15 protein-coding genes are annotated in these 14,158 nt (G+C 73.0%); 2 read left to right on the top strand and 13 right to left on the bottom strand.

Annotated features, from left to right (window positions below; all coding sequences use genetic code 11):
- Window positions 1-56 precede the first annotated feature (56 nt).
- Both BJ958_RS05680 and BJ958_RS05675 read left to right on the top strand, forming a co-directional pair.
- Complete coding sequence (locus tag BJ958_RS05680; protein ID WP_179725943.1) at window positions 57-434, top strand: MerR family transcriptional regulator; 378 nt, start codon at window positions 57-59, stop codon at window positions 432-434.
- 147 nt (window positions 435-581) lie between these two features.
- A complete protein-coding gene (locus tag BJ958_RS05675; protein ID WP_179725942.1) occupies window positions 582-1,538 on the top strand; it encodes an IS481 family transposase in 957 nt (318 codons plus the stop codon).
- A gap of 59 nt (window positions 1,539-1,597) precedes the next feature.
- On the opposite strand, the gene BJ958_RS05670 is transcribed toward BJ958_RS05675, so the two are convergent.
- From BJ958_RS05670 to BJ958_RS05610, 13 genes are all read right to left on the bottom strand, one after another.
- The gene (locus BJ958_RS05670; protein WP_179725941.1) at window positions 1,598-2,614 is read right to left on the bottom strand and encodes an LLM class flavin-dependent oxidoreductase; all 1,017 of its coding nucleotides are present in this window, start codon (window positions 2,612-2,614) and stop codon (window positions 1,598-1,600) included.
- Window positions 2,615-2,654: 40 nt separating this feature from the next.
- On the bottom strand, window positions 2,655-3,995 hold the full coding sequence (locus BJ958_RS05665; RefSeq protein ID WP_179725940.1) for an RsmB/NOP family class I SAM-dependent RNA methyltransferase: 1,341 nt from the start codon (window positions 3,993-3,995) through the stop codon (window positions 2,655-2,657).
- Entirely contained in the window at window positions 3,988-4,914 is a 927-nt protein-coding gene (fmt, locus tag BJ958_RS05660) for a methionyl-tRNA formyltransferase (protein ID WP_179725939.1), read from the bottom strand. Before fmt ends, BJ958_RS05665 begins: the two co-directional genes overlap by 8 nt.
- Entirely contained in the window at window positions 4,911-5,456 is a 546-nt protein-coding gene (gene def, locus BJ958_RS05655; RefSeq protein ID WP_179725938.1) for a peptide deformylase, read from the bottom strand. Before def ends, fmt begins: the two co-directional genes overlap by 4 nt.
- A 31-nt stretch (window positions 5,457-5,487) precedes the next feature.
- Window positions 5,488-7,533, bottom strand: a complete 2,046-nt coding sequence (locus BJ958_RS05650; protein ID WP_179725937.1) for a primosomal protein N' — start codon at window positions 7,531-7,533, stop codon at window positions 5,488-5,490.
- Window positions 7,534-7,717: 184 nt separating this feature from the next.
- Window positions 7,718-8,917 carry a methionine adenosyltransferase gene (gene metK / locus BJ958_RS05645; protein WP_179725936.1) on the bottom strand — a complete coding sequence of 400 codons (1,200 nt, stop codon included), beginning with the start codon at window positions 8,915-8,917 and terminating at the stop codon, window positions 7,718-7,720.
- Window positions 8,918-8,996: 79 nt separating this feature from the next.
- Window positions 8,997-10,262 (bottom strand): bifunctional phosphopantothenoylcysteine decarboxylase/phosphopantothenate--cysteine ligase CoaBC, encoded by a 1,266-nt coding sequence (gene coaBC, locus BJ958_RS05640; protein ID WP_179725935.1) that lies wholly within the window; start codon window positions 10,260-10,262, stop codon window positions 8,997-8,999.
- Window positions 10,263-10,272: 10 nt separating this feature from the next.
- Window positions 10,273-10,602: a DNA-directed RNA polymerase subunit omega gene (rpoZ, locus tag BJ958_RS05635; protein WP_179725934.1), complete on the bottom strand. Its 330-nt coding sequence runs from the start codon at window positions 10,600-10,602 to the stop codon at window positions 10,273-10,275.
- A gap of 53 nt (window positions 10,603-10,655) precedes the next feature.
- Window positions 10,656-11,147: a guanylate kinase gene (gmk, locus tag BJ958_RS05630; protein ID WP_273517734.1), complete on the bottom strand. Its 492-nt coding sequence runs from the start codon at window positions 11,145-11,147 to the stop codon at window positions 10,656-10,658.
- A 73-nt stretch (window positions 11,148-11,220) separates the two neighbouring features.
- A complete protein-coding gene (mihF, locus tag BJ958_RS05625; protein WP_179725933.1) occupies window positions 11,221-11,541 on the bottom strand; it encodes an integration host factor, actinobacterial type in 321 nt (106 codons plus the stop codon).
- A gap of 131 nt (window positions 11,542-11,672) precedes the next feature.
- Complete coding sequence (locus BJ958_RS05620) at window positions 11,673-12,134, bottom strand: hypothetical protein (RefSeq protein ID WP_179725932.1); 462 nt, start codon at window positions 12,132-12,134, stop codon at window positions 11,673-11,675.
- 2 nt (window positions 12,135-12,136) lie between these two features.
- On the bottom strand, window positions 12,137-12,961 hold the full coding sequence (gene pyrF, locus BJ958_RS05615; protein ID WP_179725931.1) for an orotidine-5'-phosphate decarboxylase: 825 nt from the start codon (window positions 12,959-12,961) through the stop codon (window positions 12,137-12,139).
- Complete coding sequence (locus tag BJ958_RS05610) at window positions 12,958-14,118, bottom strand: alpha-hydroxy-acid oxidizing protein (RefSeq protein WP_179725930.1); 1,161 nt, start codon at window positions 14,116-14,118, stop codon at window positions 12,958-12,960. The genes pyrF and BJ958_RS05610 overlap by 4 nt, the downstream gene beginning before the upstream one ends.
- Window positions 14,119-14,158 lie beyond the last annotated feature (40 nt).

Here is a 14,158-nt window from a genome sequence, read left to right as displayed (position 1 = left end):
AGTCTGACACTGATGTCAATGTCAAGGCCCGGCGCCCGGAAGGTGAGGCAGCAGACATGAGGATCGGCGAGCTGGCCGAGCGGACCGGGGTCGCGACCCGGCTGATCCGCTACTACGAGCAGCAGGGCCTGCTCACCGCGGACCGCCTGCCCAACGGCTACCGCACCTACTCCGAGACGCACGTCGAGCGGATCGAGCGGATCGCCGGCCTGGTCCAGGCCGGCGTCCCCACCCGTCTCGTCAAGGTCCTGCTCGAGGCCGAGGCTGCCTGTGCCCTCGAGCAGCCCACCTGCTCCGCAGAGGTCGCCGCACTGCTCGCCGAGGAGCTGGTCGGCCTGGAGAAGCGGATCACGTGCCTGACCCGGAGCCGCGACACGATCCGCCAGTTCCTGGCACAGGTCAGCAGCGGGAGCGGCGCCCCGAGCAGTGCGTAATCTGGCTGCGGTTTGGGACCAATCCGCGACGTTTCGGCGCTAGATGTACCCAGCCAGGACGTTGGTTGCGGCGAGCCTGGCTGAACGAACGAGAACCTCCGGGTGGGATGTGGCTTGTCTAAGGCCCACTCCAACCCGGAGGTTCTCGTGTCCCACGGTAGTGCCCGACTGACCGTCCACGGTCGCCGATTGATCGTCCAACGCCACCAGGCCGGCTGGAAGCAAGCCCACATCGCCACGGCGATGGGCGTGTCTCGCAAGTGCGTGAAGACCTGGATCGACCGCTACGCCGCCGAGGGCGAAGTCGGCCTGACCACCCGCTCGTCACGCCCCCACACGATGCCCACCAAGTCCAGCGACGAGATCGAGCAGAAGGTCCTCGCCGCCCGGGCCGAGCTCCGCGACGGCCCCGATGTCCTCGGCCCCAAGCTCGGCGTGCCTCCGCGTACCGTGTCCCGGATCCTGCGCCGCCATCGCGTGCCCTACCTTCGCGAGTTGGACCCGATCACCGGCGAGGTCATCCGGTCCTCGAAACAGACCGCCGTTCGTTACGAACGCGACCGCCCAGGCGAGCTGGTCCACATGGACGTGAAGAAGATCGGCCGGATCCCCGACGGCGGCGGCTGGCGCGTCCACGGCCGGGCGATCCCTCGCGACCGCGTCAACGGGCCCGGCTACGACTACGTCCACTCGCTCGTCGATGACCACTCCCGGCTGGCCTACTCAGAGGTGCTGCGCGACGAGAAGGGCACCACATGTGCCGCGTTCCTCGAGCGTGCGATCGCCAACTTCGCCGATCACGGGATCACTCGGATCGAGCGGTTGATGACCGACAACGCCTGGGCCTACCGCTACTCGCTGCGCACGGTGTGCGCCGAGCACGGCATCGTCCAGAAGTTCATCCGTCCCCACTGCCCGTGGCAGAACGGGAAGGTCGAGAGGCTGAACCGCACCCTGGCCACCGAGTGGGCCTACCGCCAGGTCTTCACCAGCAACGACGAGCGAGCGGCCGCTCTTGCACCCTGGCTCGAGCACTACAACACTGAACGCCGCCACAGCGCACTCGGAGGCAAACCGCCGATCAGCCGACTGCTACCAACCTGATGGCCGGGTACAGCTAGATCCTGCGGTTTGGGACCAAACCGCGTGACACGGCGCGTAAATCAGCGCCAGCCCAGCTCCGGCGCCACGTGGGTGAGGATCGACTCCAGCACGTGGGCGTTGTAGTCGACACCGAGCTGGTTGGGGACGGTCAGCAGCAGCGTGTCGGCCTCGGCGACGGCCTCGTCCTCGCGCAGCTGCTCGACGAGCTGGTCGGGCTCGGCGGCGTACGAGCGACCGAAGATCGCCCGCATGTTGTCGATCTGGCCGACCTGGTCGTCGTCGGGGCGGCCACCGAAGTACATGTGGTCCTCCTCGGAGACGAGCGGGAAGATCGACCGGCTCACCGACACCCGCGGGGTGCCCTCGTGCCCGGCGGAGGCCCAGGCCTCGCGGAAGACGCGGATCTGGTCGGCCTGCTGGACGTGGAACGGCTGGCCGCTCTCGTCCTCCTTGAGCGTGGAGCTCATCAGGTTCATGCCGAGCTCGGCGGCCCAGCGGGCGGTGCCGTTGGAGGCGGCGCCCCACCAGATCCGATCGCGCAGGCCCTCGGAGTGCGGCTCGAGGCGGAGCAGGCCCGGCGGGTTGGCGAACATCGGGCGCGGGTTCGGCTGCGCGAAGCCCTCGCCCTTGAGCGCCTCCAGGAACACCTCGGTGTGCCGGCGCGCCATGTCGGCCTCGGTCTCGCCCTCGGCCGGCGCGTACCCGAAGTACCGCCAGCCGTCGATGACCTGCTCCGGTGACCCGCGCGAGATGCCGAGCTGCAGTCGCCCGCCCGAGATCAGGTCGGCGGCGCTGGCGTCCTCGACCATGTACATCGGGTTCTCGTAGCGCATGTCGATCACACCGGTGCCGATCTCGATCCGGCTGGTGCGGGCGCCGATCGCCGACAGCAGCGGGAACGGGCTGGCGAGCTGGCGGGCGAAGTGGTGCACCCGGAAGTACGCACCGTCCGCCCCCAGCTCCTCGGCCGCGACCGCGAGGTCGATGGACTGCAGCAGCGTGTCCGCGGCGGAGCGGGTCTGGGAGTGCGGGCTCGGCGTCCAGTGGCCGAACGAGAGGAACCCGATCTTCTTCATGACTGGTTGAACCGTCAACTTTCCTGGTTCATTCCGCGGTTCAGGCCTTGCGCAGCAGGGCCAGGAACATCGCGTCGGTCCCGTGGCGGTGCGGCCAGAGCTGCACCGTGCCGGGCAGCGGCCCCTCCGCATCCGGTACGGCGGGCAGGTGGCCCGCGACGTCCTCGAGCCGGACGTCGGGGTGCTCGGCGAGGGTGGCGGTGACGACGTCGGCGGTCTCGGCCAGCACCGGCGAGCACGTGGCGTAGAGCAGCGCTCCCCCGGGACGCAGCACCCGGACCGCCTCGGCCAGCAGCGCGCGCTGCAGGCCGACCAGCGCGATCACGTCGGCGGGACGCCGACGCCAGCGTGCCTCGGGGCGACGGCGCAGGGCGCCGAGGCCGGTGCACGGGGCGTCGAGCAGGATCCGGTCGGCGCTCGCGTCGGCGAAGGGGGCCCGGGTGGCGTCGGCCCGGACGACACCGGCCAGTCCCCCGCCGGCGGCAGCGGCACGGGCGACCAGGCGGGCCCGGTGGTGGTGCAGCTCGACGCCGGTCAGGCGCGCCCCATGCTCGGCGGCCAGCGCCGCCAGCAGCGACGCCTTGCCGCCCGGACCGGCGCACAGGTCGATCCAGCGCTCGTCGCGGCCCTCGACCGGCGAGGACGCCAGGGCGAGCGCGACCAGCTGGGAGCCCTCGTCCTGCACGCCTGCGCGGCCCTCGGCGACCGCCGCCACTCCTGCCGGGTCGCCGCCGTCGAGGACGACGCCGTACGGCGAGTACCGGGTCGGCGTACCGGGCAGCTCCTCGCGCGCCGCCAGGCCCGGCCGGGCCACGAGGGTCACCCGGGGTGGGTCGTTGTCGGCGGCGAGCAGCGCGGGCAGCTCGCCGGCCCGGTCGCCGAGCGCGCGGCGCAGCTCGTCGACCACCCAGGCCGGGTGGCTGTGCGCCACCGCCAGGTCGTCGGGGGCGACGTCGGCGAGCCAGGCCTCGAGGTCGCGCGCGGCCACCTTGCGCAGCACGGCGTTGCTGAAGCCGGCCGCGCCCTGGTTGACCTGGTTGCGGACCAGGGTGACGGTCGTGTCGATCGCGGCGTGGGTCGGGACCCGCATCGCGAGCAGCTGGTGGGCGCCGAGGCGCAGGGCGTCGAGGACCTTCGCCTCGACCTTGCGCAGCGGCCGGTCGATGCAGGCGGCGAGCACGGCGTCGTACGTGCCCTGGCGGCGGATCGTGCCCGAGGCGAGCTCCGTGGTGAACGCGGCGTCGCGGCCGGTCAGGCCGTGGCGGGCCAGGACGGCCGGCAGCAGCAGGTTGGTGTAGCCGTCGTCGACCCGGACCGCCTTCAGCACCTCGAAGGCCGCCAGCCGGGCCGGGTCGACCGCCCGCCGCTTCTGCCTACTCAAAGCGAGCGGTCTCCGGCAGCCGTACGCCGCGCGCCCAGTCGGACGCGCCCATCTGCTTCTTGCCGAACGCCTTGACGTCGGTGAGCCGCACCGGGTCGCTCGCCGTGCCGACGAGGACCTCGTTCTTGCCCACCACGATGGCGCCGGGAGCGAGATCAGGACCGTCGGCGACGATCTCGACCCGGCCGAGCTTGACCCGCTCGTCGTCCAGGGTGGTCCAGGCGCCGGGCCCCGGGGTGCAGGCGCGGATCCGCCGGTCGACACCGACCGCCGGCTCCTTCCAGTCCACGCGGGCGTCGTCGACGCTGATCTTGGGCGCCAGGCTGATCCCGTCGACGGGCTGCTCGCGCGCCTCGAGCGAGCCGTCGGCGATGCCGTCGAGGGTCGCGACGAGCAGGCTCGCACCGCCCTCGGCCAGTCGTCCGAGCAGGTCACCGGCGGTGTCGGTGGGCCGGATCCGCTCGGTCATCACCCCGAAGGTCGGGCCGGCGTCGAGCGCCTCGACGATCCGGAAGGTCGTGGCGCCGGTGTACTCGTCACCGCTCCAGATCGCGTGCTGCACCGGCGCTGCTCCCCGCCAGGCCGGCAGGACCGAGAAGTGGAGGTTGACCCAGCCGTGGACCGGGATGTCGAGCGCGGCACGCGGGATCAGGGCGCCGTACGCGACCACCGGGCAGCAGTCGGGCTCCAGCGCCTCGAGCGCTTCCTGGAACTCGGGGTCGCGCGGGTGGGTCGGCTTGAGGACGGGTACGCCGAGCTCCGCGGCGCGCTGCGCGACCGGGCTCGGGGTCAGCTTCCGCCCACGGCCGGCGGGGGCGTCGGGACGGGTGACCACGCCGACCAGCTCGTGGGCGGACGCAGCGATCGCGTCGAGGGCGGGGACGGCGACCACGGGGGTGCCGGCGAAGACGACCCTCATCGGCCGAAGCCCCCGGTCGCGTGCGGCGAGAGCTTGATCGTCGGCTTGTCGAGGCCGAACCACTCGGACTCGCGGATCTCGCGCATCGCGGCCTTGCGGCCGGCCTCGTCGAGGCGGTCGATGAACAAGATCCCGTCGAGGTGGTCGGTCTCGTGCTGGATCGCCCGCGCGAGCAGGTCGGAGCCCTCGATCGTGACCGGGTCGCCGTGCATGTTGAAGCCGCTGGCCACCACGGAGAGCGCGCGCAGGCAGTCATAGGTGAGCTCGGGCAGCGACAGGCAGCCCTCGGGGCCGTCCTGGGTCTCGTCGGAGAGCTGCAGCGTCGGGTTGACGAGGTGCCCGACCTCGCCGTCGACGTACCAGGTGAAGACCCGCAGGCCCACGCCGATCTGGGGTGCGGCCAGCCCGGCGCCGGGGGCGTCGAGCATGGTGTCGGTCAGGTCGGTGACCAGCTGGCGCAGCTCGGCGTCGAAGTGGACGACCTCGATCGCGGGCTTGCGCAGGACGGGGTCGCCGAAGAGTCGGATGGGTCGGATCGCCACCGCGTCAGCCTATCGAGGCGCTCGTCGGCGCTCACAGTTCCCACGGGTCGACCTGGATCCGCACCGGCTCCAGCTTGCGCGCCGAGCGCAGTCGCTGCGCCTCCCCCAGCGCCCTGGCCAGGGCGACCCCGTCGGCTCGGGGCACCCGCAGCACGAGCCGCTCGGCGTCGGCGTCGTGGGTCGGGACCGGCCCGAGCACCTCTGCAGCTGGCGGCAGCTCGAGCAGGGCCTGCAGGTCGTCGAGGGCGCCCGGCGGGCCGGTGACGGTGGCGATCCGCGCGGCCGGGGGCAGCCGGGCCTCGCGCCGCTCCTCCGCCTCGCGCACGGCGAAGCCGGCGGCGTCCCAGCGCACCAGCGCCTGCAGCGCCGGGATCGCCGGGTCCCCCACCGCGAGAGCGCGACCGCCCGGGCCCACCAGGCCCACCGCGTTGCACCAGCGGCGCAGCGCCTCCTCGGGCGCGCGCAGGCTGTCGCGACCCAGCGCCCACCAGGTGTCGAGGAGGACGACGACGGCGTACCCGCCGTCGGCGACCGGCTCCGCCCCCGGTGTCGCGACGACGATCCGCGGCTCGGGCCCCACCCGGGACCGGATCCGGTCCCCCGACGAGGACACGACGGCCACCTTCGGGAAGCTGCGGCCCAGCTCGTCGGCGGTGCGGGCGTCGCCCACGACGGGCGCCCGCAGGCCGGTGGCGCCGCACTCCGGGCACGACCAGGCGGGCGCCTCGGTCGCGCACCAGCGACAGCGCGGCGGCGTGGTCGGGCCGGTCAGCTCCAGGGGCCCGGAGCAGGCCCGGCAGCGGGCCGGAGTGCGACAGCGCTCGCAGGCCAGCCGCAGCGCGTAGCCCGCTCGCGGGGTCTGCACCAGCACCGGTCCGCGCTCGAGCCCCCAGCGCAGCGCGTCGTGGGCCTCCTTCGGCACCCGGGCCGCGCCCGCGGTCGGGTCGCGGTCGAGGGCGACGTCGCTGGCGCCGGTGACGCCGATCAACGCGCGCTCGCGAACCGTCGTGCGCGGCAGTGCGATCTCCCGCGCCCAGCCGGTGTGGAGCAGGTGCTGGGCCTCGACGGTGCGGGCGAACCCGCCGACCAGCGCGGCGGTGCGCTCCTGCTCGGCGCGCAGCAGCAGGACCTCCCGGACATGGGGGTAGGGCGCCCGCGGCTCCGCGTGCAGGTCGTCGCCGTCGTCCCACACCACGACCAGCCCGAGGTCGCGGACCGGCGCGAACGCCGCCGACCGGGTGCCGACCACGATCCGGCGCTCCCCGCGTGCGACGGCCAGGAACTCCCGGTAGCGGGCGGCCGGACCCGGGTCGGCGTGCAGGGCGACGTGGTGGCCCTCGCCGAGCAGGGTGGTGAGCGCGGCGTCGAGGCGGGCGACGTCGCGGTGGTCGGGCACGCACACGAGCGTCCCCCGGCCCGCCGCCAGCGCGGCGCCGGCGAGGTGGGCCAGCAGCGCCGGCCAGTCCTCACCGGGGCCGGCCGACCACACCGCTCGCGGTGGGTGACCCTCGCGGAGGTGGGTCAGGAAGGGTGCGGCCGCCGGGTAGGCGGCCCAGGCGCGGTCGGCGGCAGCACCGTCGTGGGCCAGCGCGGGCTCGGGTGGCGTCGGTTCCTTCTCGGTGGTGGCGTGCCGCGGCGGCACCGCGAGCCGGCGCACGTCGGCAGCCACCCCGGCGTACCGCTCCGCGACGCGGGCGCACAGCGCCGCCACCGCGGGACTGAGCACCGGCTCGGGGCTCACCAGCCGCTTGAGTGGGGTGAGCCGGCCGTCGTGCTCGGAGGCTGCGGCGCGAGCGACGACGAAGCCGTCGACGTCCTGGCCGCCGAAGCGCACCTTGACCCGGGTGCCGGGCACCGCGCCGTCGGCCATCGCGGCCGGCACGGCGTAGTCGAAGGTGCGGTCGAGGTGGGCCAGCGGCAGGTCGAGCACCACGTGGGCCACCGGGTCGACCTGCGCGATCTCGGCCTCGGCCACCTTCCGCGCGCGGGTCGCGACCGCCCTGGCCCGCCCCTCGGCCGCCCGGTCCCGGACGAGACCGGGCAGCTCCAGCGCCGGCTCGTCGGGAGTGGGGGTCATGGCCGCAGTTCTACCAGCGTCCCCCGACCCATCGCCGACCCGGCACGAGGAGGCTCCGAAATCGCGCCGACCCGTCAGGAGGTCGCTCCAAAAAAGCGCCGACCCGGCAGGAAGTGGCCTCTCGCGAGGTCATTTCCTGCCGGGTCGACGCAGATCCCGGGCTACTTCGCGCCGGGTCGGTGGATCAGATGCCCGCGGCGGCCTTCAGGGCCTCGGCGCGGTCGGTCTTCTCCCAGGTGAACTCGGGGAGCTCGCGACCGAAGTGGCCGTAGGCGGCCGTCTTGGCGTAGATCGGGCGACGCAGGTCGAGGTCGCGCAGGATCGCGGCCGGGCGCAGGTCGAACACCTCGAGCACGGCCTCCTGGATCTTCTCGTCCGGGACGACGCCGGTGCCGAAGGTCTCGACGAAGACGCCGACGGGCTTGGCGACACCGATCGCGTAGGCGACCTGGACCTCGGCGCGGCGAGCCAGGCCCGCGGCGACGATGTTCTTGGCGACCCAGCGCATGGCGTAGGCGGCCGAGCGGTCGACCTTGGACGGGTCCTTGCCGGAGAAGGCGCCGCCGCCGTGGCGGGCCATGCCGCCGTAGGTGTCGACGATGATCTTGCGGCCGGTCAGGCCGGCGTCGCCCATCGGTCCACCGACGACGAACTTGCCGGTCGGGTTGATGTGCAGCTTGTAGCCGTCGAACGGGACGCTGGTCTTGAACTGCTCGAGCACCGGCTCGATGACCTTCGCCTTGATGTCGGCGGCGATCTGCTCCTGCGTGACGTCCTCGGCGTGCTGCGTCGAGAGCACGACGGTGTCCACGCGGACGGCGCGGTCGTCCTCGTCGTACTCGATGGTGACCTGGGTCTTGCCGTCGGGACGGAGGTAGGGCAGCGTGCCGTCCTTGCGCACCTCGGTGAGCTTCTCGGCGAGCGTCTGCGCGATCTTGATCGGCAGCGGGAACAGCTCGGGGGTGTCGTCGCAGGCGTAGCCGAACATCAGGCCCTGGTCGCCCGCGCCCTGCTTGTCGAGCTCGTCGGACGAGCCGCCGAGGCGGACGTCCTCGGCGGTGTCCACGCCCTGCGCGATGTCCGGCGACTGCGCGCCGATGGCGACCTGCACGCCGCAGGAGTTGCCGTCGAAGCCCTTGTCCGACGAGTCGTAGCCGATCTCGAGGACCTTCTCGCGGACCAGCTGGGCGACCGGGGCGTACGCCTCGGTGGTCACCTCGCCGGCGACGACGACCAGGCCGGTGGTCAGCAGGGTCTCGACAGCGACCCGGCTCTTGGGGTCGTGCTCGAGCAGGTAGTCGAGCACGGTGTCGCTGATCTGGTCGGCGATCTTGTCCGGGTGACCCTCGGTCACCGACTCCGACGTGAACAGACGTCCGGTCATGGTGGTGGGAACTCCTGGTTGGGGGGCTGATGGGCGGTGGTCCAACGATACGGACCGGTGGAGGTGATGCCGGGGAGTCTCAGGAAAGTCGCGAGACGACCTGGTCCCAGATGTGGTGCGCGAGCGCACCCTTGGATCCGTGCGGTACGTCGACCACGGAGCCGTCGGCGCCCAGGATCACCGCCTCGTTGTCGGTGCTGCCGAAGACCGCTCCCCCGCTCACGTCGTTGACGACCAGCAGGTCACAGCCCTTGCGGGCCAGCTTGGCGCGGGCCAGGTCGAGGACGCTCCCGGTGGCGTCACCGGTCTCGGCGGCGAACCCCACGATCACGGCCTCCGGACGGGCCCGGTGCGTCGAGATCTCCTTGAGGATGTCGGGATTCTGCTGCAGCGTGATCGACGGAGCCGATCCGTCGTCCGCCTTCTTGATCTTCACGTCCGACAGCTGGGTCGGGCGGAAGTCGGCCGGAGCCGCGGCCATCACGACGGCGTCGGCGCCGGCGGTCGCGCTCAGCACGGCGTCGCGTAGCTCGGCGGTCGACTCGACGCGGACCACCTTGACACCGGCCGGGTCGGGCAGGTCGACGTTGGCGGCGACGAGGGTGACCTCGGCGCCGCGGGCGACGGCAGCACGGGCCAGCGCGTAGCCCTGCCGGCCCGAGGACCGGTTGCCGAGGAAGCGGACCGGGTCGAGGCGCTCCCGGGTGCCACCGGCGGACACGACGACGTGGCGGCCGGCGAGGTCGAGGGCGGGCACGGCGGCGCCGGCCTGCGCCCGGGCGAGCACGTCGCGGGAGACCTCGAAGATCTCGGCGGGCTCCGGCAGCCGGCCCTTGCCGGTGTCGGCGCCGGTGAGCCGGCCCTCGGCGGGCTCGATCACGAGCACGCCGCGCGATCGCAGCGTGGCGACGTTGGCGGCGGTCGCCGGGTGCTCCCACATCTCGGTGTGCATCGCCGGGGCGAGCACGACCGGGCACCGTGCGGTGAGCAGGGTGTTGGTGAGCAGGTCGTCGGCCAGCCCGTGGGCGGCCTTGGCCAGCAGGTCGGCGGTCGCAGGCGCGACGACGACCAGGTCGGCGCTCTGACCGAGCCGGACGTGGGGCACCTCGTGGACGCCGTCCCAGACCTCGGCGGACACCGGCTTGCCCGACAGCGCGGCCCAGGTGGGCGCGCCGACGAACTCCAGTGCCGCCGCGGTCGGTACGACGGTCACGTCGTGGCCCGACTCGGTGAACCGGCGCAGCAGCTCGCACGCCTTGTAGGCGGCGATGCCGCCCGCGACGCCGAGCACCACCCGGGGCCGGGCCCCGGCCGAGGTGGTGGCCGACGACGCAGCCGACGACATGGCGCTCAGGTCACTCAGCGTCGGCGACCGGGGCCTCGACGGCCGCCGCAGCGGCAGCAGCCTCGGCAGCGAGCTCGGCCGGGTCGATGTCCTCGCAGGTCAGCAGGTCCTCGTTGATCTCGCGCAGCGCGATCGAGAGCGGCTTCTCCTGCACGTGGGTCTCCACGAGCGGGCCGACGTACTCGAGCAGGCCCTCGCCCAGCTGCGAGTAGTAGGCGTTGATCTGCCGCGCGCGCTTGGCGCTGTAGAGCACCAGCTTGTACTTGCTGTCGGTCTTGGACAGCAGGTCGTCGATGGGAGGGTTGGTGACACCCTCGGCGGCGATGTTCGGGGCAGACACGTGGAGAAGCCTCACAGATGATGGGCGGGCAGAAGACGAGCTGGGCCGGGCGATCAGCGCGGACCAACCATCAAGGTTACCAACTCCTCGACGGCAGCGTGAACTTCGCGGTTGACGATGGTCACGTCGAACTCCGACTCGGCGGCGAGCTCCTCGCGGGCGGTCGCCAGCCGGCGCTCGCGTTCCTCCTCGTCCTCGGTGCCGCGGCCGACCAGCCGGCGGACCAGCTCGTCCCACGACGGGGGCTTGAGGAACACGAAGACAGCGTCGGGCGCGGACTCCCGGACCTGGCGCGCGCCCTGGAGGTCGATCTCGAGCAGCGCGGGCCGTCCGGCGGCCAACGCCTCGTCGACAGGACCGCGCGGCGTGCCGTAGCGGTTGACGCCGTGGACGACGGCCCACTCCAGCATCTGGCCCTCGGCGACCAGGCGGTCGAACTCCTCGGCGGACACGAAGTGGTAGTGGACACCGTCGACCTCGCCGGGCCGGGGGGCGCGCGTCGTGGCCGAGACGGACAGGTAGATTTCGGGGTGCTGCTCGCGCATCGCAGCAGCGACCGTGCCCTTGCCGACCGCGGTGGGTCCGGCGAGGACGAAGAGCTTCGCCGTCACCGGGTGCTCATGCCTCAGGGGAGAACTCGCGCTCGAGCGCGGCGACCTGCTTGGCCCCGAGCCCGCGCACCCGCCGCGACTCGGCGATGCCGAGGCGTTCCATGACCTGACGGGCGCGCACCTTGCCGAGCCCGGGCACGGACTGCAGCAGGTCGAGCACCTTCATCTTGCCGATGACCTCGTTGACCTGGCCCTGCTGCAGCACCTCCTGGATGGAGGCGCCGGAGTTCTTGAGCCGGTTCTTGACCTCGGCCCGCTCCCGGCGGGCGGCGGCTGCCTTCTCGAGGGCAGCCTGGCGCTGTTCGGGGGTGAGCGGGGGCAGAGCCACGGGTGAGATTTCCTTCGGTCAACGGGCCAGCGAGCGGGCGGAGCCGCCGTTGGTCAATCTAGCCATTGCCCGACGCAGCGGGCAATGCGGGGTCGTGTGCCTGCGAGGTTGCGCCACCCGGTGGCGAAACCTCACATGCTCAGCGGTGTCTTGCAGACGTCGCGCGCCTGCTGCTCGACGTGGGCCAGTGCGGTGGCCGTGTCCGCGGCACCCAGCCGGGCCGCCGCCGCGTCGATCGCCGACTTGTCGTCGTCCGGCAGACCGGCGGGCGGCTGGTCGAAGCTGTACGTCGCGGCGTCGACCCCGGCTGAGTCGAGCGCCTTCTCCAGCGCGGTGATCCGGTCGACGACCAGCGTCCAGTCGGCCCTGATGTCCTCGGGCGACTCGTCGGCGAGCGCCTCGAAGCTGGGCAGTGCACGCAGCAGGCCGGTGGTCGGACCGGCGCTGAGCGCGGCACCGATGTCCTCGCGGTGGTCGGTGACCGCGTCGCAGTACGACGCGAAGGGATCGTCCTCGCCGCCACCGCGCAGCACCAGGAAGCCCGCGACGACCGCGAGCACCAGCATCGCGCCGAGCAGCAGGTTGCGGCGCACGCTCACCCCTGGAGGGCGCGCAGCTCGTCGTTGGTGCGCAGCACGGCCTCACGCATCGCCGCCGCATCGGGGCCGAGCCGCAGCACGCCCCGCGACGAGCTGGCGAGCACGTTGCCGGCGCTGGCTCCGAAGATCCGGCGGATGTCGGCCGTGGTGCCGCCCTGCTCGCCGTACCCGGGCGCGAGGATCGGGCCGTTGAACGCGAGGTCCAGGCCGCGGTCGTCCTCGAGCGTGGCGCCGACGACGGCACCGAACGAGCCGAGCGGGGTCGCGTCGGCGTTGAGCCGGCGCAGGTGGTCGAGCATCGTGCCCGACACGCTGCGGCCGTCCGTGACGGCCTCCTGCACCTCGGGGCCCTCCTTGTTGGACGTCGCGGCGAGCACGAACAGGCCCGCGTCGAACTTCAGTGCGGTGTCGACGAAGGGCTGCAGCGAGCCGAATCCCAGGAACGGGCTCACCGTGACGGCGTCGCTCGCGAGCGGGGAGGCGGGGTCGAGGTACGCGTCGGCGTAGGCCTGCGAGGTGGAGCCGATGTCGCCGCGCTTGATGTCGAGCAGCACCAGCGCACCGGCGGCGCGGGACTCGGCGATGACCCGCTCGAGGACGGCCACACCGCGGCTGCCGAAGCGCTCGTAGAACGCCGACTGGGGCTTCACGATGCTGCAGTGGGGGGCGACCGCCTCGACGGCGCCGAGGGCGAACCGCTCGAGCCCGGCGACGTCGTCGTCGTACCCCCAGTCCCGGAGCAGCGCGGCATGCGGGTCGATCCCGACGCAGAACGGGCCGCGGTCGGCCACGGCTGCACGGAGACGAGCGCCGAAGGTCATGAGGGAATCCTCCGCAGGGCGTCGGGGCCGAGGTCGGCCAGGGTGGGATAGCCGTCGACGGCCATGATCAGGTCGGCCTCGGCCTGCAGGGCGCGGACCTGGTGGACCGCGCCGGGTACGCCGCCCAGGGCGAGTCCGTAGACGTAGGGCCGGCCGATCGCCACGGCGTCGGCGCCGAGGGCGAGCGCCTTGACGACGTCGGCCCCGGTGCGGACGCCGGAGTCGAACACGACGGGCGCGCGGCCGTCGACCGCCGTCACGACGTCGGGCAGCCAGTCGAGCGCCGCTCCCCCGCCGTTGGCCTGCCGGCCGCCGTGGTTGGAGCAGTAGATGCCGTCGGCGCCCTCGTCGAGGGCGCGCCGGGCGTCGTCGGGGTGGCAGATGCCCTTGAGCACGATCGGCAGGTCGGTCAGGGACCGCAGCCAGGGCAGGTCCTCCCAGGTGACCGGGTGGCCGAACGTGCCGACCCAGGTCATCACGACCGTGCCGGGGTCCGGATCGGGGCCGGTCATCTCGCGGAAGACGGGGTCCGAGGTGTAGTTGGCCAGCGCCTTGCCGCGCAGCTGCGGGAAGTTGCCGCTGGCCAGGTCCCGCGGCCGCCAACCCGGCACCCAGGTGTCGAGGGTGATCACGATCGCCTCGTAGCCGGCCTTCTCGGCCCGCTGCACCAGGCTGGCCGCGAGGTCGCGGTTCCTCGGGGTGTAGAGCTGGAACCACTTGCCCGCATCGCCCGCCGCGGCGGCGACGTCCTCGAGCGGGTCGCTCATCAGCGTCGAGCCGATCAGCGGTACGCCGGTCGCGGCCGCCACCTCCGCGGCGTGGACGTCGCCGTGCTGGTCGGGCGTGCAGATCCCGACGACACCGACGGGCGCGAGCAGCAGCGGACTGGCCAGCGTGCGGCCGAACAGCTCGACCGAGAGGTCGCGCTCGGCCGGCGCGCGGAGCATCCGCGGCACGAGCGCGTAGCGCTGGAACGCAGCGACGTTGGCGCGCTGGGTCGCCTCGTCGCCGGCTCCCCCGGCGACGTACGTGCGCAGCTCGGGCGGCAGCGCCGCGAGGGCACGCGCCTCCAGGTCGGAGTAGTCGAAGGGGTGGGCGGGCAGCACCCCGCCGAGAGCCCCGAGGTAGAGCTCGATCTGGTAGTCCCCGAAGCTCACCGCCCCGCCTCCGAGCCTGCGAGGAGGCGGATCGGGCGGG

This window comes from Nocardioides kongjuensis (genome assembly GCF_013409625.1).
Taxonomy (GTDB): Bacteria; Actinomycetota; Actinomycetes; order Propionibacteriales; family Nocardioidaceae; genus Nocardioides; species Nocardioides kongjuensis.
Note: the sequence above shows the minus strand (reverse complement) of the source record. Positions and strands in the feature narration are given on the sequence as shown.

Coding starts and splice junctions, on each gene's coding strand:
- BJ958_RS05680 (WP_179725943.1), top strand. CDS start 57: ATGAGGATCGGCGAGCTGGCCGAGCGGACCGGGGTCGCGACCCGGCTG.
- BJ958_RS05670 (WP_179725941.1), bottom strand. CDS start 2,614: ATGAAGAAGATCGGGTTCCTCTCGTTCGGCCACTGGACGCCGAGCCCG.
- fmt (WP_179725939.1), bottom strand. CDS start 4,914: ATGAGGGTCGTCTTCGCCGGCACCCCCGTGGTCGCCGTCCCCGCCCTC.
- BJ958_RS05650 (WP_179725937.1), bottom strand. CDS start 7,533: ATGACCCCCACTCCCGACGAGCCGGCGCTGGAGCTGCCCGGTCTCGTC.
- metK (WP_179725936.1), bottom strand. CDS start 8,917: ATGACCGGACGTCTGTTCACGTCGGAGTCGGTGACCGAGGGTCACCCG.
- coaBC (WP_179725935.1), bottom strand. CDS start 10,262: ATGTCGTCGGCTGCGTCGTCGGCCACCACCTCGGCCGGGGCCCGGCCC.
- gmk (WP_273517734.1), bottom strand. CDS start 11,147: ATGCGCGAGCAGCACCCCGAAATCTACCTGTCCGTCTCGGCCACGACG.
- pyrF (WP_179725931.1), bottom strand. CDS start 12,961: ATGACCTTCGGCGCTCGTCTCCGTGCAGCCGTGGCCGACCGCGGCCCG.